This window comes from Streptomyces africanus (assembly GCF_002150735.1).
Taxonomy (GTDB): domain Bacteria; phylum Actinomycetota; class Actinomycetes; order Streptomycetales; family Streptomycetaceae; genus Streptomyces; species Streptomyces africanus.
Genome location: NZ_MUKA01000063.1, coordinates 1 through 19,187, shown reverse-complemented (window position 1 = coordinate 19,187; position 19,187 = coordinate 1). Strand labels below are relative to the sequence as shown.

At 72.9% G+C, this 19,187-nt stretch carries 14 protein-coding genes; 10 read left to right on the top strand and 4 right to left on the bottom strand.

Annotated features, from left to right (window positions below; translation table 11 throughout):
- Nucleotides 1–122: 122 nt before the first annotated feature.
- The 4 genes from CCL05_RS09720 (at nt 123) to CCL05_RS09705 (ending at nt 4,978) form a co-directional block, all read left to right on the top strand.
- Complete coding sequence (locus CCL05_RS09720; protein ID WP_086560103.1) at nt 123–1,949, top strand: gamma-glutamyltransferase family protein; 1,827 nt, start codon at nt 123–125, stop codon at nt 1,947–1,949.
- Nucleotides 1,950–2,066: 117 nt separating this feature from the next.
- Complete coding sequence (locus tag CCL05_RS09715) at nt 2,067–2,912, top strand: inositol monophosphatase family protein (protein WP_086560102.1); 846 nt, start codon at nt 2,067–2,069, stop codon at nt 2,910–2,912.
- A gap of 150 nt (nt 2,913–3,062) precedes the next feature.
- On the top strand, nt 3,063–4,472 hold the full coding sequence (locus CCL05_RS09710) for a phytoene desaturase family protein (RefSeq protein WP_086560101.1): 1,410 nt from the start codon (nt 3,063–3,065) through the stop codon (nt 4,470–4,472).
- Nucleotides 4,469–4,978 carry an O-acetyl-ADP-ribose deacetylase gene (locus tag CCL05_RS09705; protein WP_086560100.1) on the top strand — a complete coding sequence of 170 codons (510 nt, stop codon included), beginning with the start codon at nt 4,469–4,471 and terminating at the stop codon, nt 4,976–4,978. Before CCL05_RS09710 ends, CCL05_RS09705 begins: the two co-directional genes overlap by 4 nt.
- Nucleotides 4,979–5,012: 34 nt before the next feature.
- Here CCL05_RS09705 and CCL05_RS09700 read toward each other — a convergent pair whose 3' ends face one another.
- Nucleotides 5,013–5,846, bottom strand: coding sequence for a class II glutamine amidotransferase (locus CCL05_RS09700; protein WP_086560099.1), 834 nt, complete (start codon nt 5,844–5,846; stop codon nt 5,013–5,015).
- A gap of 258 nt (nt 5,847–6,104) precedes the next feature.
- Between CCL05_RS09700 and CCL05_RS09695 the strand changes: the two genes are divergently transcribed.
- A complete protein-coding gene (locus CCL05_RS09695; protein ID WP_086560098.1) occupies nt 6,105–8,774 on the top strand; it encodes a helix-turn-helix transcriptional regulator in 2,670 nt (889 codons plus the stop codon).
- A 114-nt stretch (nt 8,775–8,888) separates the two neighbouring features.
- Nucleotides 8,889–9,086: a hypothetical protein gene (locus tag CCL05_RS09690; RefSeq protein ID WP_086560097.1), complete on the top strand. Its 198-nt coding sequence runs from the start codon at nt 8,889–8,891 to the stop codon at nt 9,084–9,086.
- Between the two features lie 7 nt (nt 9,087–9,093).
- Here the strand turns inward: CCL05_RS09690 and CCL05_RS09685 are convergent, their stop codons facing one another.
- The gene (locus tag CCL05_RS09685) at nt 9,094–10,509 is read right to left on the bottom strand and encodes a DUF2252 domain-containing protein (protein WP_086560096.1); all 1,416 of its coding nucleotides are present in this window, start codon (nt 10,507–10,509) and stop codon (nt 9,094–9,096) included.
- Between the two features lie 158 nt (nt 10,510–10,667).
- Between CCL05_RS09685 and CCL05_RS09680 the strand changes: the two genes are divergently transcribed.
- The gene (locus tag CCL05_RS09680; protein WP_086560095.1) at nt 10,668–11,081 is read left to right on the top strand and encodes a DUF7144 family membrane protein; all 414 of its coding nucleotides are present in this window, start codon (nt 10,668–10,670) and stop codon (nt 11,079–11,081) included.
- A 10-nt stretch (nt 11,082–11,091) separates the two neighbouring features.
- On the opposite strand, the gene CCL05_RS09675 is transcribed toward CCL05_RS09680, so the two are convergent.
- On the bottom strand, nt 11,092–13,137 hold the full coding sequence (locus CCL05_RS09675) for a SpoIIE family protein phosphatase (RefSeq protein ID WP_086560094.1): 2,046 nt from the start codon (nt 13,135–13,137) through the stop codon (nt 11,092–11,094).
- 153 nt (nt 13,138–13,290) lie between these two features.
- Between CCL05_RS09675 and CCL05_RS09670 the strand changes: the two genes are divergently transcribed.
- Both CCL05_RS09670 and CCL05_RS09665 read left to right on the top strand, forming a co-directional pair.
- Nucleotides 13,291–14,130: an alpha/beta fold hydrolase gene (locus tag CCL05_RS09670; protein WP_086560093.1), complete on the top strand. Its 840-nt coding sequence runs from the start codon at nt 13,291–13,293 to the stop codon at nt 14,128–14,130.
- Between the two features lie 206 nt (nt 14,131–14,336).
- The gene (locus CCL05_RS09665; protein ID WP_086560092.1) at nt 14,337–18,227 is read left to right on the top strand and encodes a glycoside hydrolase family 2 TIM barrel-domain containing protein; all 3,891 of its coding nucleotides are present in this window, start codon (nt 14,337–14,339) and stop codon (nt 18,225–18,227) included.
- 25 nt (nt 18,228–18,252) lie between these two features.
- Here CCL05_RS09665 and CCL05_RS09660 read toward each other — a convergent pair whose 3' ends face one another.
- Nucleotides 18,253–18,615, bottom strand: coding sequence for an ArsR/SmtB family transcription factor (locus tag CCL05_RS09660; RefSeq protein ID WP_086560112.1), 363 nt, complete (start codon nt 18,613–18,615; stop codon nt 18,253–18,255).
- Nucleotides 18,616–18,758: 143 nt separating this feature from the next.
- Between CCL05_RS09660 and CCL05_RS09655 the strand changes: the two genes are divergently transcribed.
- Nucleotides 18,759–19,187 (top strand): bifunctional transcriptional activator/DNA repair enzyme AdaA (locus CCL05_RS09655; protein ID WP_143589857.1); only part of this gene is annotated, 429 nt, incomplete at its 3' end.

Genomic DNA, 19,187 nt, shown 5'->3' with positions numbered 1-19,187 from the left:
GGACGCGGCAACACGCGAGCCCGAAAGACGCGGCCCTGCCGAAGCCCTGGCCGGGGCCAGGTCCTGCCGCGCCGATAGCCTGCTGGGCCGGCCCGGATTCGCGCAGCGAGGTGAAAGACCGCATGTTCACCACCCGCCCCACCCTCCAGGGCACCTTCGGCATGGTGTCCTCCACGCACTGGCTCGCCTCGCAGTCGGCGATGGCCGTCCTGGAGGACGGCGGCAACGCCTACGACGCGGCCGTCGCGGGCGCGTTCGTGCTGCATGTCGTCGAGCCGCACCTCAACGGCCCGGCCGGCGAGGTGCCGATCCTGCTCGCGCCGGCCGGCGGCGAGGTGCGGGTGCTGTGCGGGCAGGGCGTCGCACCGGCCGGGGCGACGGTCGCGCACTACCGGGGCCTCGGCCTGGACCTCGTCCCCGGCACCGGGCCGCTCGCAGCCGCCGTGCCGGGCGCGTTCGACGCCTGGATGCTGCTGCTGCGCGACCACGGCACCAAGTCCCTCGCCGACGTCCTGAAGTACGCCATCGGATACGCCGAGCACGGGCACCCGCCGGTGGAACGCGTCGGCGAGACCGTCGAGACCGTGCGCGAACTGTTCGAGACGGAATGGACCTCGTCGGCGGACGTCTACCTGCCCGGCGGCAGGGCCCCGCGCCCCGGCGAGCTCTTCGCCAACCCGGCGCTCGCCGCCACCTGGAAGCGCCTGCTCGCCGAGACCGCGGGGACCGGGGACCGGGAGGCCGGGATCGAGGCCGCGCGGGCGGTGTGGCGCTCCGGCTTCATCGCCGAGGCCCTGGTACGGCAGGCCCGGCAGCCCACCCTGGACACCAGCGGCGAACGCCACACCGGCACCCTCACGGCCGCCGACCTCGCCGCCTGGTCCGCGACCTACGAGACACCAGCGACGTACGACTGGAACGGCTGGACCGTGTGCAAGCCGGGCCCCTGGAGCCAGGGCCCGGTCCTCCTCCAGCAGCTCGCCCTGCTCCCGCCCGGACTGCCCCCCTACGGCTCCGCCGACTACGTCCACCTGCTGGTCGAGAACTGCAAACTCGCCATGGCCGACCGGGAGGCCTGGTACGGGGACGCCGCCGACGTGCCGCTCGACGACCTGCTGTCCGACGCGTACAACACCGCCCGCCGCGCGCTCGTCGGCGAGCGGGCCTGCCCCGACCTGCGGCCCGGCAGCCCCGGCGGACGCACCCCGCGGCTGTCCGCCCACGCGCGCGTGGCGGCCACCGCACCGGAACGAGCCGCCGCCCCGGGCATCGGCGAACCGACCGTCGCGAAGAGCCCGGCGTCCCCCGTACCCGGCGAACCGGAGGTCGGCGACGACGGGGCCACCCGCGGCGACACCTGCCACCTGGACGTCGTCGACCGGTGGGGCAACATGGTCGCGGCCACGCCCAGCGGCGGTTGGCTCCAGTCCAACCCCGTCGTGCCCGAACTCGGCTTCCCGCTCGGCACCCGGCTCCAGATGACCTGGCTGGAGGACGGCCTGCCGAACTCCCTCACCCCCGGCCGCCGCCCCCGCACCACGCTGACGCCCTCGATAGCCCTGCGCGAGGGCGTGCCGGTCATGGCGTTCGGCACACCGGGCGGGGACCAGCAGGACCAGTGGCAGCTGCACTTCCTGCTGGCGGTCGCGCTGCGCGCCGAGGTGCGCGGCGGCCTGGACCTCCAGGGCGCGATCGACGCCCCGAACTGGCACAACGACAGCTTCCCCGGCTCCTTCTACCCGCGCGGCATGCGCCCGGGGAGCGTCACCGTGGAGTCGCGCACCGACCCGGCCGTCGTCGAGGAGCTGCGGCGGCGCGGCCACCGGGTGACCGTCGGCGGCCCCTGGTCGGAGGGCCGGCTCTGCGCGGTCGCGCGGGAGCCCGGGACGGGCGTCCTGTCGGCGGCGGCGAACCCGCGCGGCATGCAGGGTTACGCGGTCGGGCGGTGAAGCCGCTGAGTCCACCTGACCGCGGAGCCCGCGCGGACCCGTCGCTGTTCATCGTGCGGCCACCGGCAGTGCAGCGGGCGGGTGGGGATTGTCAGTGCCGCGTGTTGTGATGGTGGAGTGATCGACAGCACCAAAACCATCGAAGAGTTTCTCGCACAGCACGCTTCCGAGGTCGAGAAGGCGATCCGCGGCGCGGCCGCCGCCGAGATCATGCCGCGCTGGCGCCGGCTCGCCGCACACGAGGTCGACCAGAAGGCCGGCCCGCACGACCTGGTCACGGACGCCGACCGCAAGGCCGAGCTGTACCTCACCGAGGCGCTGGGCGCCCTGCTGCCCGGCTCGGCCGTGGTCGGCGAGGAGGCGGTCCACGCCAACCCGGCGTCCTACGAGGCCATACGCGGCGACGCCCCGGTCTGGATCATCGACCCGGTCGACGGAACCCGGCAGTTCGTGCGCGGCGAAGCGGCCTTCTGCACCCTGGTCGCGCTGGCCCACGGCGGCACCCTGCTCGCGTCCTGGACCTACGCCGCCGCCCGCGACCAGCTCGCCACCGCCCAGCGGGGCAAAGGCGCCCACCTCGACGGGGAGCGGCTGTTCGCCGGTGTGCCCGAGCCCGGCCGGGACCTCCGCGTGGCCACCTCCCACCCGGACTACACGACGGACGAGCAGAAGCGCGCCCTGCTCGGCCTGCGTACCGAGGGTGTGGCACCGCGGGCGTGCGGCTCGGCCGGACTGGAGTACCTCGCCATCGCACGGGGCGAGTCCGACGCGGTCGCCTTCTCCTGGGAGGCGGCATGGGACCATGCGGCCGGTCTGCTCCTGGTCGAGGAGGCGGGCGGCGCCCACCTGACCCGCACGGGCGAGCCGTTCCGCATCACGGGCGGTAACGACCTGCCCTTCACCGCGGCCCGCGACGCGGCCACGGCCCGCCGGGTGGCGGCACTGCTGGCGAGCGGAAGCTGATGGTCACGCACCGTACATGCCCCGTCGCTCAAGGGGTTCTCCGGGCGGCGTTCGCGGGCGAATCCCCCCGCGGCCGGTGACTGTCAGTCCCCGGGCCTATCCTGATCCTCAGTGGCCGTCGGCTGACGAAGGGGTCCGAAGGTGCCGTCGATGCTCGATGCCGTCGTAGTGGGTGCGGGGCCGAACGGACTGACCGCGGCCGTGGAGCTGGCCCGCCGCGGATTCTCCGTCGCCGTGTTCGAGGCCCAGGGCACCGTGGGCGGCGGCGCCCGCACCGAGGAGCTCACCCTGCCCGGCTTCCGGCACGACCCGTGCTCCGCGGCGCACCCGCTCGCCGTCAACTCACCCGCGTTCCGCGCCCTGCCGCTCCAGCGCTACGGCCTGGAATGGCTGCACCCCGAGCTCCCCATGGCGCACCCCTTCCCGGACGGCTCGGCGGCGGTGCTGGCCCGGTCGGTGGGCGAGACGGCCGCCTCCTTCGGGCCGCGTGACGCCGGGGCCTACCGCAGGCTCGTCGAGCCCTTCCTGCCCAAGTGGGACGTGCTGGCCCGCGACTTCATGTCCCTGCCGCTCACGGCACTGCCCCGCGACCCGGTCACCCTCGCCCGCTTCGGCCTGGTCGGCCTGCCCCCGTCGACCCTGCTGACGCGCCGCTTCCGCGACGAACCGGCCAGGACGCTGTTCGCAGGGCTCGTCGCGCATGTCATGGCACCGCTCGGCGGCTTCGCCACCAGCGCCATCGGCCTGGTCTTCGCCCTGGCGGCACACGCCCGCGGCTGGCCCGTCGCCCGCGGCGGCTCCCAGGCCATCTCCGACGCCCTCGCCGCCTACCTGCGCGACCTCGGCGGCAGCGTCCACACCGACTACGAGGTCAAGCGCCTCGACGACCTGCCGCCCGCCCGCGCGTACGTCTTCGACACCTCACCCACCGCCCTCGCCCGCATCGCCGGCTTCGGCAACCACTACGCGGACTACCGCTACGGCCCGGGCGTCTTCAAGATCGACTACGCCCTCGAGGGCCCCGTGCCCTGGACCGCGAAGGAGGCCCGCGTCGCCGGCACCGTGCAGATCGGCGCGAACCACGCGGAGATCAGCGCTGCCCTGCGCGCGGCGTCCCGGGAGGGCCGGGCCCCCGACAAACCGTTCCTGATCACGGTCCAGCCGAGCGTCGTCGACCCCAGCCGGGCCCCGGCGGGCAAGCAGGTCTTCTGGGCCTACGGCCACGTACCGCACGGCTGGACCGGCGACCTCACCGACGCCGTCGAACGCCAACTGGAGCGGTACGCCCCGGGGTTCCGCGACCGCGTCCTGGCCCGCGCCACCGCGGGGCCGCCCGAGCTCGCCGCCCGCAACGCCAACTACGTCGGCGGCGACATCGCCTCCGGCGCGGTCTCCGGCCTCCAGGTCCTGCTGCGCCCCAAACCGACCCTGTTCCCCTACCGCACCCCCCACCCGGCCGTCTTCATCTGCTCCTCGGCGACCCCGCCGGGCCCCGGCGTGCACGGCATGTCGGGGCACAACGCGGCGAAGGCCGTCTGGAAGCGACTGAGGCAGACATGACCGCCATCGAACTGGTCCAGGGCGACATCACCCGCGAGAGCGTCGACGCCATCGTCAACGCGGCCAACTCCTCGCTGCTGGGCGGGGGAGGCGTCGACGGGGCGATCCACCGGCGCGGCGGCCCCGCGATCCTGGCGGAATGCCGCAAGCTCCGCGCCTCCCACTACGGCAAGGGCCTGGCCACAGGCCAGGCCGTCGCCACGACCGCCGGGAACCTGGACGCCCGCTGGGTGATCCACACGGTCGGCCCCGTCTACAGCGCCACCGAGGACCGCTCCGCCCTCCTCGCCTCCTGCTACCGCGAGTCCCTCCGCGTCGCCGACGAGCTCGGCGCCCGCACGGTGGCGTTCCCGGCCGTCTCCACAGGCGTCTACGGCTGGCCGATGGACGACGGCGCGCGCATCGCCGTGGAGACCGTACGGGCAGCGGACACGGCGGTCGAGGAGGTCAGGTTCGTGCTCTTCGACGAGCGGGCGTACGAAGTGTTCGCCGGCCGGCTCCACTGACGCGACCCGGTCGCGCCGGTCTGCTCGGACCGGCTCAGACCGGCTCGGGCTCGAAGTGCCGCAGCAGCTCCCGGCCGGGCTGTACGACGCCGTAGCTGCTCTCCGGTACCGCGTTCCAGACCCCGGGGAGATCACCGAGCGGCTCGGACACGACCAGCCGGGTGTCGTCGGAGATGTGCTTCAGGAACGCGAGGTCGGGGTGGAGAGCACGCACGTCCTCCACCCGGCTGCTGTAGTACAGCGACCGTGAGTCTCCCGAGCTGGAGTACCGGAAGAACCACAGCCGTTCGCCGTCGGTCACCGCGACCGTCATCTGGAGCGGCTCCGGCACCCCGTGCTCGTCTCCCAGCCGCTCGACCAGCCCCACCATGCGGGCCACCGCGCCCGGCGGATCGCCGTCCAGCCCGAGAGTGAGGGCCACGTGGAACATCACCTCGGAGTCCGTCGTGCCCTCCAGCGACGGGAACAGCTCGGGATCCACGGCGAGCATGAGGTCGCGGCGCAGTTCACTGAACCCGGTGATCGCCCCGTTGTGCATCCACATCCACTGCCCATGCCGGAAGGGGTGACAGTTGGTCTGCTGCACGGCCGACCCGGTGGAGGCGCGGACGTGGGCGAAGAACAGCGGCGAGCGGACGTGGTCGGCGATCTCCCGGAGATTGCGGTTGCTCCAGGCCGGGCCGGTGTCGCGGATGATGGCGGGGGCGCGCAGGTGCCACGCGTACCAGCCGACACCGAAGCCGTCGCCGTTGGTGGTCTCGACCCCCATCCGGGCATGCAGGCTCTGGTCGATCAGCGAGTGCTGCGGCCGGTAGAGGACATCGTCCAGCAGCACAGGAGTGCCCGAGTAGGCGAGCCAGCGGCACATGTCGCCACCCCCGATCCGAGCCGCCCCGGCCGTGCCGTGCGGCTTCTCAGGTGTCGGTGCGGAATTGTCTCGCGCGCCGGGGCCACGGCGCGTCGTCCCAGACAACACCGGTCACCCGTGGCGGCGCATCGCCCGCCACGGGTGGTTGCCGGGGGAGTGGTGCGGCCCGGGCCGGTGTGCGCGGGGGAGTGAACACTGAGATCCTTAAGGAAACGAGCGCTGCTCATGATCCGGCGCACGGCAGGCAGTGGGAGCCCCATGGCCGCGACTGCGGAGACTGGTGCGGAGCCGGCGCCCACGGGCGTCGACCCCACGGGCGACCCGTTGCTGCGTACCCGGTTCGCCCTGCCGAAGCGGCCCGCCGGCTTCCTGCGCCGCACCCGCCTGACCGGACACCTCGACCAGGCGCTCGTGACGCCCCTGACGATGGTCAACGGGCCGGCCGGCGCGGGCAAGACCCTCCTGGTCGCCGACTGGGCCGCCGGCCTGCGGGAACCGGTCGTCTGGCTCACCGCCGACCCCTCCGACCAGGCTCCCGGCATCTTCTGGGCCTATCTGCTGGAGGCACTGCGCGCCGCCGGCGTACCCGTGGCGGGCGAGGTCGGCTGCCCGGCGGAGGCCGGCCGGGTGGACCGGCGGACACTGACCCGCCTCGCCGCCGACCTCGAGAGCCGGGACCACACCACCGTCGTCGTGCTCGACGAGTTCGACCGGGTGACCTCACCCGAGATCGCGGAGCAGTTGCAGTTCGTCCTGCACCACGCCGGGCACGGCCTGCGCCTGGTCCTCGTCACCCGCACGGAACCCCTGCTGCCGCTGCACCGGTACCGGGCCTCGGGCGAGATGACGGAGATCCGCGACGCGGACCTGGCGTTCACCGCCGAGGAGGCCGCGGAGCTGCTGTCGCGACACGGTCTGCACCTGAACCACAGCGCCGTGCGGGCCCTGGTGGACCGCACCCAGGGCTGGGCCGCCGGCCTCCGGTTGTGCGCCCTGGCCGCCCGGGAGGTCGCGGACCCCCACCTGTACGTGAAGCAGTTCGAGGCCGACCACAGCGCGGTGGCCGACTTCCTGCTGGCCGAGGTGCTCGACCGGCAGCCACCCGCCACCCAGGACCTGCTGCTGCGCATCAGTGTCCTGGATCGCTGCTGCCCCGACCTGGTGAACGCGCTCACGCTGCGCACCGACGCCGAGCCGGTCCTGGCCGCGCTGCACCGGGAGAACGCCTTCGTCCAGTACCTCGGCCACTCGTGGTACGCCCTGCACCCGCTGTTCGCCGAGATCCTCCGCGCCCACCTGCGGGAACGCCGCCCCGGACTGGAGCCGGAGCTGCGTGGCCGGGCCGCGCGGTGGCTGCGGCGGTCCGGCGCCCTGCACGAAGCGCTCGTCCAGGGTGCCGCGGCGGACGACTGGGAGTTCACGGCCGACGCCGTGGTCGACGACCTCGCGATCGGGCAGCTGTTCACCGGCCTGCACTCCGAGGAGCTGTCCGCCCTGTTCGCGCGGATGGGCCCCGAGACCACGGGCCCGGCCCCCGACCTCGTCCGTGCCGCCCGCGAACTGGCCCACCACGACCTCGATCACGGCCTGTCCCACCTGCGGCGGGCCGGGCGGGACCTGGCCGGCAACGGCCGCGACCGGGCGCCGGTCCTGCTCGGCCGCGCCCTGCTGGAGGCCCTGGCGGCACGGATGACCGGCTCTCCGGACAGGGCGGAGCGAGCCGCCGAGGAGGCGCGGGCCCTCCGGCAGGACGTCCCCGCACACGTCCTGGAGAACCACCCGGAAGTCACCGCCCTGCTGCTCACCCACCTCGGCTCCGCCCGCCTGTGGGCCGGGCGTTTCGACGACGCCCGCGACGCGCTGTCGGCGGTCGCCGGACACCCCGGCGGAGCGGCGATGGCGCTGCCCCGGTGCGAGGCGCTCGGCCATCTCGCGCTGATCGACCACCTGAACGGCCGGCCCGGCCCGGCGGAGCACAAGGCCCTGGCGGCGGCCGGTCAGGCGGAGCGCTACAGCCTGCCCCCGCAGTCCGGGTCCGGCCTCGCCCAGCTGGTCCTGGCCGCCGTCCTGATCGACCGCGACGAACTCGACGACGCGGAGGCGCTCCTCGACGCGGCCGTCTCCCGGCCGCTCGGTGACGACCCGGTGACGCAGGCCTGCCGGACCCTCACCCGGGGGCGGCTGCTCCTCGCCCGAGGGGACGCCCGGGCCGCGCTGGCGGCGGCGGACGCGTCCGTGCCGGCAGCGGTGAGCTCACCCTGGGCCGAGGACCACGCCGCCCTGCTCGCCTCCGCCGCCCACCTCGCCCGGGGGCACCCGGAATCGGCGCGGGCGGTCGTGGAGCGCGTGGCACACCACCGGACGGCCTGCGCGGTCGAGGCGGCGCGGGCCCGGCTCGCGGCAGGCCAGGTCGAAGGGGCGCTCGACGTGATCGACAGCCTGCCGGAGGACGACCGGCCAGGGCCGGCGGTCACCGTCCGCGCCACGCTGGTCCGCGCCCAGGCCGCCCACATGACCGGCGACCTCGTCACCGCCCGCCGCTTCGTCACCCGGGCTCTGCTCGACGGCCGGCGCGGGCACCTGCGCCGCCCCTTCCTGGAAGCCGGTCCCTGGCTGCGCCCCCTGCTGAGCACCGGCCGGCTCCGGGAACTGTCCGGCGGCTGGCTCCTCCCCCGCCCCGGCCGCCACCCGGACACCGGGCCCACCACGCCGGACCGGCACCCGGCACTGGCCGTCGAGGAACTCAGCGCACGCGAGCGGGACGTGCTGCGGCTCCTGGCCGAGATGAGGTCGACGGAGGAGATCGCCGCCGGCCTGCACGTGTCCGTGAACACGGTGAAGACCCACCTCAAGAGCATCTACCGCAAACTCGCGGTCGGCCGCCGCAGCGACGCGGTCCGCCGCGCCCGCGAACGGCGGCTGCTGTGACGGTTGCCGTCAGGTTCACCTGCGCCGGGTGACGCCACAGGGCGCGCGAGGGCGGAGCATCGCCAGGGAAGGGCGTGCCCCGCCCGCTCCAGGCCGTCCGCGGGAGAGCAGTTCATGCGCTACGAGATCCGGGTCGCCGGACATATGTCGGAGACGCTAGCCAAGGTCTTCCCGGAGCTGGACCACGTGCTGATGTCCGGCCAGACGGTCCTGTACGGCCCCGTCGTCGACGAAGCCCACCTGCACGGGCTGCTGAACCGCTTCCAGGCGCTGGGACTCAGGGTCGTGGAGATGCGTCAGCTGCCCGAGTGAGCGGGGCTCAGAGAGTCGCCGTGGGGATCCTGCCGGAGCGGGCGGCGGCGCCCAGCGCGGCGAAGTCCCGCTCGTTCCGGTCGGCGTAGGAGCGGGCGAACGCGGCGAGCGCGCGGTCGAAGCGGTCGCCGCCGCCCAGGTACGCCGCGATGGCGATGGGGTCGCCCGAGCGGGCGTGGGCCCGCGCCAGGCTCGCCCCGCACAACCGCGCGAACAGGCGGAACAGGCCGGGGCCCATGGTGTCCGGCCGCGCGATGCCCTTCCAGTCCCGCAGCTGGCGTACGTAGAAGTCGCGCTCGTGTCCGTCGAGGCCCACGGCGTGCGTCCAGCCCAGGAGGATGTCACTCGTCGTCTGGATCAGCCGCTGTCCCGCCACCACTCGGCGGCCCTCGTTGTCGTAGCCCTCGCCACCGGTGTGGGCGGCGAGCACCGACTCCTGTGCTTCCTTGGCCTGGAGCAGCAGGGGATCGTCGTCGTCCCGGCCGAGCAGCAGCACGATCCAGCAGCGGGTGCCGACGCTGCCGACTCCCACCACCTTGCGGGCGATGTCCACCAGCCGGTAGCGGCGCAGCAGGTGCCGGCGCTCGGACGACAGGGTCCGGGCGTAGCCCTCCAGGACGGCGCGCAGCTCCTGCTCCTGCCCGTGCGGCGAGGAGTCGGTCACCAGGTCCCGCAACGGAGTGATCAGGGGCGGGTCGGGCGCGATCCGCCGCCCTTCGGCCGTCACGCGGGTGAGCTTGGCGAAGGCCTGGAGGTGGGTGCGGGTGCGGGCCTTCGCCGTCGCCTCGTCGGTACGCCGCCTGGCCTGCCCGGACATCGACGCGGCCAGCAGCTCCCGCAGGCGGTCGGCGTCGTCCTGGGCGTACCAGATGTCCAGGTTGCGCATGCCGGCGAACTCGCGCATCCGCCGGCGGTAGGCCCGTACGCACGCTTCCACCGCGGCGCTCTGCTCATCGGCCCCGAAGCCATTGGCCCGGCCGGCGACGGCGAAACTGGCCGCCAGCCGCTTGACGTCCCACTCGAACGGCCCGGCCAGCGTCTCGTCGAAGTCGTTGATGTCGAAGACCAGATGGCGTTCGGGCGAGGCCAGCAGCCGGAAGTTCAGCAGATGGGCGTCACCGCAGAGCTGCACCCGCAGCCCCGTGTCCGGGGCGCGGCCCAGGTCCTCCGCCATGATCGCCGCCGCACCCCGGTAGAAGCGGAACGGCGATTCGAGCATGCGGCCGTAGCGGATCGGCACCAGCTCCGGCAGGCGGGTGGCCGACTGGCGCTCCACCACCTCGACCGGGTCCGGCCGCTCGGGCCCCGCCTCGAACCAGCTGTGGGACGAACGCGGGACCCGCCGGCGCACCTCGCGGCCCGCGGCGGCCCGCTCGGCCGGTGACCGGAAGGCCGGGGCGAGGCTCGGTACGGAATCGTTCATCTCGGCTCTCTCCGGTCTCTCGGGAGTGTGCTCCCCACCTCACCGGCACGGCACGGCGTACGGATCACCCGCCGCGGGTGAGGCGGCCCCCTGCCGTGGGCGGGCACGCTGAGACGGCAGCGGACGGCTGCCGGACCCGACAGAAACGAGGCACCAGGATGACCGCCACACACCCTCCGCACGGACGCACCGCCGATCGCCCGTTCGCCGTCGGCCTGATGGCCTTCGGCGCCGTCATGCTCATGGTCGCCGGGATTCTGGGCATCCTGCGCGGCATCTCGGCGATCGCCGAGGACAACGTGTTCCTCTCGACCCCCAACTACGTGTTCGCGTTCGACCTCACGGGCTGGGGCTGGATCCATCTGAGCCTGGGCGTGGTCGCCGTGATCGTCAGCATGGGGCTGTTCCAGGCGGCGACGTGGGCGCGGGTCGCCGGCGTGGGCATCGCAAGCCTCGTCATCATCGCCAACTTCCTCTCCCTGCCGTCCTACCCGGTCTGGTCGGTCGTGATGATCGCGATCTCCGGCTTCATCATCTGGGCCCTGTGCGTCGTGCGCAGGGAAAGGGCCTGAGGCCGTTCGCTCAGGAGCGGGCGCGGACCAGCAGGAGCGCGACGTCGTCGTCGGGCTCCGGGCTCAGCGCACCGAGGAGGCTGTCACTGGCCCTCTGCAGGCTGGGTCCCGCGTTCTCCAGGAGGCGGGTCAGCAGGGTGAGGCCGGTGTCGATCGGCTCCCCGCGGTTCTCGACCAGCCCGTCGGTGTACAGGGCGAGCAGGGAGCCCGGCGTGAACTCCAGCTCCACGGTGCCGAACTCCACGCCGCCCACCCCCAGCGGCACGCCGCCGGGCACGTCGACGAGTTTCACGCCGCCGTCCGCTCCGGCGAGCACCGGCGGCAGATGACCGGCGCTGGACAGTGAGCAGATCCCGGCCCGCAGGTCGCACACCGCGTACACGCACGTGGCGATCGCGTCGCCGAGCGAGCCGGCGATGTCGTCGAGGTGCCGCAGCAGTTCGGCGGGCGGCAGGTCCAGCCGGGCCAGTGCCCGCGTCGCCGTGCTCAGCTGCCCCATGATCGCCGCGGCCTGGACGCCCTTGCCCATGACGTCGCCCACCACCAGCCCGGTGCGTCCCGGGCCCAGCGGCAGCACGTCGTACCAGTCGCCGCCGACCTCGCTGAGCGCCGGGCGGTAGCGGGCGGCGATGTCGAGCCCCTCCTGCTCGGCGGGCGTGGCCGGGAGCAGGCTGCGCTGGAGCGTCAGGGCGGTGCCGCGTTCCCGGCCGTAGAGGCGGGCGTTGTCGATGCAGATCGCGGCGCGCGCGGCGAGCTCCGAGGCGAGCGCCTGGTCCCGGTCGTCGAAGGGGCGTTCGTCGACCGTGCGGTACAGGGTGAGGGTGCCGAGCACCTTGCCCCGGGCCACCAGCGGCACCGCCAGGTAGGAGTGCGCGCCGGCCTCGTGCAGGGTCCGGGCGGCCCGCGCGTCCCGGGCGATGCGCCGCATCATCTTCGGGTCGACGCGCTCGACCAGGACGGGGCGGGCCCTGCGGACGCACTGCGTGATCATCCGTGACGAGGCGTAGGTGGCCAGTTCGCCGACCGGGTCGGCGGCGTGGATGGCGTCGGTCGGGTAGCCCGCCGCGACGGCCAGCGCCCGGAACTCCGCGGGCGCGCCGCCCGACACCGGCGCGATGGTGCCGCGGGCCACGACGGACTCCAGGACGTCCACGGCGGCCAGGTCCGCCAGGTGCGCCACCACCACGTCGGCCAGCTCCCGCGCGGTCTGCTGAAGGTCCAGCGTGGTGCCGATCCGTGCCCCGGCCTCGGCGATCACCGACAGGTGCTGGCGCGCCTGCGCGACCTCGGCGGCGGCCTGCTGGCGTTCGGTCACGTCCAGCACGGCCATCGCCAGACCGAGGACCCGGCCGTCGGTGTCCTCGATGCGGTGGTACGACTCCGAGTAGGCGCGGTCGTGTTCGTCCGCCGCCGTACGGCCGATGGTCTGCTGGTCGAGCAGGGGTCTGCCGGTCTTGAGGACGTGCCGCATCCGGGCCTCGATCGCCTCGACGTCCAGGCCCGGCAGCACGTCGCCGAGCCGTCGGCCCAGCAAGGCCTCCTCGGGCACCCCGTTGATCCGCTCCAGCGCGGGGTTGACGCCGACCCAGCGCAGGTCGTTGTCGAAGACGGCGATGCCGAGCGGGGTCTGGTGGACGAGGCTGTGCGAGAGGGCCAGGTCCCGCTCCACTTTGCGTACGGTCGTCGCGTCCGTGGCGAGTCCGAGCAGGTGCGGCCGGCCCTCGCTGTCGAGGAGCCGCATGGTGCGGAACTCCACGGCGCGTTCCGTGCCGTCGCGGTGCCGCAGCGGGAAGACACCGGCCCAGCGGTCCCCCGATCTGACCTGGGCGAACAACTCCCTGCCGCGGGGGCGGTTCTCGGGCGCGATCAGGAGCGTGTCGGCCCGCTGCCGCAAGGCCTCCTCGGCGGTGTAGCCGAGCAGCTGCTCGATCTCGGGGCTCCACAGGGCGATGTGCCCGTCGCCGTCCAGGACCACGGCCGCGACCTTCAGCAGGTCCAGCAGCCCACCGGGCGCGGCCGTGACGGCGTCCCGGTCCGAGGGCGCATACCCGTTCATGCGAGCCGCTCCTTCCGGCGCGGCAAAAGGTCCGGCCAAGATCCGTTGCGCAGGCTGTCCGATGAGGTCACATTACGGTCGGAGGAGCAGCGCTGTCGCGCCGAAGAGGCAAATCATCACGGGTCGGTGCACGAGAGAAGAGGGAGCGGGATCTTGGCTGACTGGACACTGCGGGAGAGCCTGGCCACCACGTCGGGGACCGTGCGCTGGGACCGGTTCGGGGATCCCGGCGGCGAGCCGGTCGTGCTGCTGCACGGGACGCCGTTCTCCTCCTACGTGTGGCACGAGATCGCTCCGGCACTCGCCGCCTGCGGACACCATGTGCACGTGTGGGACATGGCGGGTTACGGCACCTCCGACATGTACCCGGACCAGGACGTCTCGCTGGAGGCCCAGGGCCGGATCTTCACCGAGCTGCTCGCGCACTGGGGGCTTGAGGAGCCGTCCGTCGTCGCGCACGACTTCGGCGGCTGCGTGGCACTGCGCGCCCGTCTGCTGCACGGGGCCCGCTACCGGCGGCTCGCCCTGGTCGACCCGGTGGCCCTAAAACCCTGGGGTTCCCCCTTCTTCCGGCTGGTCGGGCAGCACAGCCACGTCTTCGGGCAGTTGCCGGCAGCGCTGCACGAGGCGCTGGTGCGCGAGTACGTCACGTCCGCGAGCCACCTCGGTCTGCGGCCCGCCGCGCTGGACGCGCTCGTGCGGCCCTGGACGGGGGAGCGGGGCCAGGCCGCCTTCTACCGCCAGATCGCCCAGGCCGACCAGCGCTACACCGACGACATCCAGCCGCTGTATCCCACCCTCGACCTGCCGGTGACGGTCTGCTGGGGCACCGAGGACACCTGGGTCCCCTTCGCCAAGGGGCAGGAGCTGGCCGCCCTGATCCCGGGCGCGCGGCTGGTGCCCGTCCCGGAGTCGGGGCACCTCGTCCCGCTGGACGCCCCCGCCCGGCTGACGAGCGAGCTGCTCGCCTTCCTCGGGCCTGAAGGCACCTGACGCGAGAGAACCATCAGGACCGCACAAAGTCCGACGGGATCATTGCTTCGGTTGTGTTCGAGTCCTAGGGTGTGCCTGCTCAGCAGTTGCTTCGTCACCGTCAGTTGCACGTGTCCCAACAGAAACACCCAGCAAGGGAGTTGGGGCCGCATCTGGCGTGCCCTCAGTCCGTGCAGCACCCTGTCGAACCGAGGAAGGCCACGGTCATGCCGCACCCGCTCCCGTCCCCCGCCGACCGGCCCGTCGTCAGCCGTCGCCGTCTGCTCGAAGGGGGCGCCGCCGTGCTCGGCGCGCTCGCCCTGTCCGCGTCGCCCGCCGCCGCGCACGCGGCCGGCCGGCGCCCGGCGGCGGACGGCCCGCCGGAGTGGAACGACGGCCTGGCCGTGTACCGCGTGGGCACCGAGCCGCCGCACACCACGCTCATGCCGTACGCGGATCTGGAGCAGGCACTGGACGGCGACCGCACCCGCTCGCCGTACCGGCTGAGCCTCGACGGCACATGGAAGTTCGCCTACGCCGACCGCCCCGACGACCGGGACGCCGACTTCCACCGCACCGACGTCGACGACTCCGGCTGGGACACCATCCCCGTGCCCTCGGCCTGGCAGCTGCACGGCTACGACTTCCCGATCTACGTCAACATCACCTACCCCTGGTGGGGGCCCAACGGCGGCGGCGAGGAGGCCCAGCCGCCGGCCGCCCCGACCCGCTACAACCCCGTCGGCCAGTACCGCCGTACGTTCACCGTCCCCCGCAACTGGTCCGGCCGGCGCACCTTCCTGCACTTCGAGGGCGTCAAGTCCGCCCACTACGTGTGGATCAACGGCGAACTGGCGGGCTACCACGAGGACTCCTACACCTCCGCCGAGTACGACATCACCCGCCACCTCAAGCCGGGCACCAACCAGATCGCCGTCGAGGTGTACCGCTACTCCGACGCGGAGTGGCTGGAGGACCAGGACATGATCCGGCTGAGCGGCATCTTCCGCTCGGTCCACCTGTACTCCACGCCCTCCGTGCACCTGCGCGACTTCAAGCTGGACACCCCGCTCGGCGACGACTACACCTCCGCCGAGCTGAAGGTCACCGCGCACGTCCGCGACTACGGCGGCAAGGGCGCGGGCCGCTACACGGTCGAGACCCAGCTGTACGACGCGCGCGGCCATGCCGTCTGGCCGCGGCCCCTCAACCAGCCGGTCGACGTCCCCGAAGGCGACGAGGCCACCGCCGAGGCGTCCAGAGCCGTCCCCGCGCCGAAGCTCTGGTCGGCCGAGCACCCGAACCTCTACACCGCCGTGCTCAGGCTGCGCGACCCGGCCGGCAAGGTGGTCGAGACCCTGTCGCACCGGGTCGGCCTGCGCGAGTTCGCGCTCAAGGACGGCCTGATGCGCATCAACGGCAAGCCGGTCTCCTTCCGCGGCACCAACCGCCACGAGATGCACCCCGAGACCGGCTCGGCGCTCACCCGGGCGCAGATGATCGAGGACATCGAGATCATCAAACGGCTCAACATCAACAGCGTCCGCACCTCGCACTACCCCAACAACCCGCTCTGGCTGGAACTCGCCGACGAGTACGGCCTGTACCTCGTGGGCGAGACCAACCTCGAAACCCACGGCATCCGCGACAGGTTCCCCGGCAGCGGCCATCCCGAGTGGACCGAGGCGTGTGTGGTCCGCGCCCAGAACATGGTCCACCGCGACAAGAACCACGCCTCGGTGGTCATCTGGTCCCTCGGCAACGAGGCGGGCGGCGGCACCACCTTCAACGCCATGCACGACTGGATCCGCTCCTACGACCCCACGCGCGTCATCCAGTACGAGGGCGACGACCGCCCGGGCATCAGCGACATCCGCTCCGAGATGTACGACAGCCCGCAGCGGGTCGAGCAGCGCGCCAAGGACACCGGCGACACCCGCCCGTACGTGATGATCGAGTACTCCCACGCGATGGGGAATTCCAACGGCAACTTCAAGAAGTACTGGGACATCGTCCGCCGCTACGACGTCCTCCAGGGCGGCTGGATCTGGGACTTCGTCGACCAGGCCCTGAGCTGGCCGACCCCCACCCGCAAGCTGCTCACCGAGTCCGGGCCGGGTGCGCTGCGCGGCGAGATCATGGCGCCCGCCGGCACCTTCGACCGTGCCAAGGGTGTCTCGGGCGGCACCGTCTTCCCCCGCGACCCCCGCCTGGACCTTACCGGCTCCCTCACGCTGGAGGCCTGGGTCACCCCGCACGTGACCGGCGGCCACCAGCCCCTCCTCGCCAAGGGCGACACCCAGTACGCCCTCAAACAGAGCGACAAGAGCCTGGAGTTCTTCATCCACGGCGGCGGTCAGTGGGTCACCGCGAGCTGGGCGCTGCCCGACGGCTGGACGGGCAAGGAGCACCACGTCGCCGGTGTCTTCGACGCCGACGCGGGGACGCTCACCCTGTATGTCGACGGCCAGGTGCGCGGCACCAGGACCACCACCCGGCGCCCCGCCGACAACACCGCGTCCCTGTCCCTCGCCACGGACATCGACAACCCGACCCGCGAGTTCAGCGGCACCATCCGGCGGGCCCGCGTGTACGCCCGCGCGCTGAGCGCCGCCGAGTTGGCCTCGGACAGCCGCGGCCCGGACGACGAGGGCGTGCGCTTCTGGTTCGACGCCGCCACCGCCCGCCTCACCGAGCAGCGCCCACGCGACAAGACGTTCTACGCCTACGGTGGTGACTGGGGCGACAACCCCAACGACGGTGCCTTCTGCGGCGACGGCATCATCACCCCCGATCGCGGCCTCACAGGCAAGTCCGCCGAGGTCAAGCAGATCTACCAGGCCATCAACGCCGCCCCGGCCTCCGGCGGACCCGGCGCCGTCACCCTCACCAACGAATACCTCTTCACCAACCTCCGCGAGTTCGACGGCCGTTGGTCCCTCCTCGCCGACGGCAAGGTCGTCCAGCGCGGCCGGCTGACCCGGGACCAGCTGAACGTCGCGCCGCTTTCCCGCAAGGACATCAAGGTGCCGGTGCGGCTGCCGGCGAAGCCCGAGCCGGGCACGGAGTACTTCCTCCAGCTCTCCTTCACCACCCAGGAGCCCACCAAGTGGGCGAAGGCCGGCTTCGAGGTGGCCAAGCAGCAGCTCGCCCTCGACACGGACAGCCCGGCCGTGAAACCCCTGCCGCTGCGCAGCGTCCCCGCCCTGCGGTACACCGACCGGGACGAGGCCGTCACCGTCAAGGGCAAGGGCTTCTCGGTCACCGTCGACAAGAGCACCGGCACCATCACGTCGTACGAGGCGGGTGGCACCCGGCTCATCACCTCCGGCCCCGTCCCGAACTTCTGGCGGGCGCCCACCGACAACGACCGGGGCAACGGCCACCACACCCGCAACCAGACGTGGCGCGACGCGGGAGCCAAGCGGAAGGTCGCGGACGTACGGGTCCGCCCGCTGGACGACCGGGCCGTCGAGATCACGATCACCGGCACGCTGCCCACCAGCGCGGAGTCCACGTACAGCACGACGTACACGGTCTTCGGCAACGGCGAGATCAAGGTCGGCAACACCCTGCACCCGGGAGCGTCGACCCTGCCGTACATCCCCGAGGTCGGCACCCTGCTGTTCCTGCCCCGCCGCCTGGACCGGCTGCACTACTACGGCCGGGGCCCGGAGGAGAACATGTGGGACCGCAACAACGCCACCGACGTCGGCCTGTACTCCGGCACCGTCTCCGGGCAGTGGACCTCCTACCTGCGCCCCCAGGAGAACGGCAACAAGACCGACGTCCGCTGGGCCGCGCTGACGGACGGCGGCGGACGCGGACTGCTCGTCTGCGGTGAGCCGCTGCTGGAGGTCAACGCGTCACGCTTCACCCCCGAGGACCTGTCGGTCGGCGCCCGCCACGACTACCAGCTCGACCCCAGGGACGCGGTGGTCCTCCGCGTCAACCACCGCCAGATGGGCGTGGGCGGCGACAACAGCTGGGGCGCCCACACCCACGACGAGTTCAAGCTCCTCGCCGACCGGGACTACGCGTACACCTACCGGCTGCGTCCGCTGACGCGCGTGAGCGAGGCGATGGCGGCCTCGCGACGGCCGACGGCCACCGAATAACGCACAACAGGAAGGCGGCGCCGCCTCAGTCGGCGGCGTCGCTGAGGCCCAGGCGCAGATGCTCCACGTGGTAGACGGCCTGGTCGAGCAGCTCGGCGACATGGTGGTCGTGCAGCGCGTAGACGACCGAACGGCCCTGCCGCTCGCCGACGACCAGGCCCAGATTGCGCAGCAGCCGCAGCTGGTGCGAGCAGGCCGACTGCTCCATGCCCACCTCGGCGGCCAACTCGGTGGCCGGCAGCGGGCCTTCCCGCAGCCGCGCCAGGATCAGCAGCCGGGAGGGTGTGGACAGGGCCTGGAGCGTGGTGGCGACCTTCGCGACGTTGTCCGCGTCCAGGCGTACGCGCTCGGCGGCGTCCTGCGCGGGGATGACGGCTCCATGACCCATGACCTCATCGTACCGGTCAGCCACGAACACATGAATGAATATTCATCTGTCTCGGTCCCGGTGGTCTCCGCGGGGCGCCGCCCCGGCACGTCGATGTCGGATTCTCGCCAGCCTCGTCCCGTCCGGTGCTCGATGCTGGACGCATGCAGATGGGGATGCACACCGACACCGAGCGCTGCGTGCGCGCCGTCCGGTCCAAGGACGCCCGGTTCGACGGATGGTTCTTCACGGCCGTCCTGACGACCGGCATCTACTGCCGTCCCAGTTGCCCGGTCGTGCCGCCCAAGCCGGAGAACATGGTCTTCCACCCGAGCGCGGCGGCCTGCCAGCAGGCCGGGTTCCGGGCCTGCAAGCGCTGCCGGCCCGACACCAGCCCCGGCTCCCCGGAATGGAACCAGCGCGCCGACCTCGTGGCCCGGGCCATGCGGCTGATCGCCGACGGTGTCGTGGACCGCGAGGGCGTGCCCGGCCTCGCCGCCCGCCTCGGCTACAGCACCCGGCAGGTCGAGCGCCAGCTCTTCGCCGAACTGGGCGCGGGCCCCCTCGCGCTCGCCCGCGCCCAGTTCGGCGAA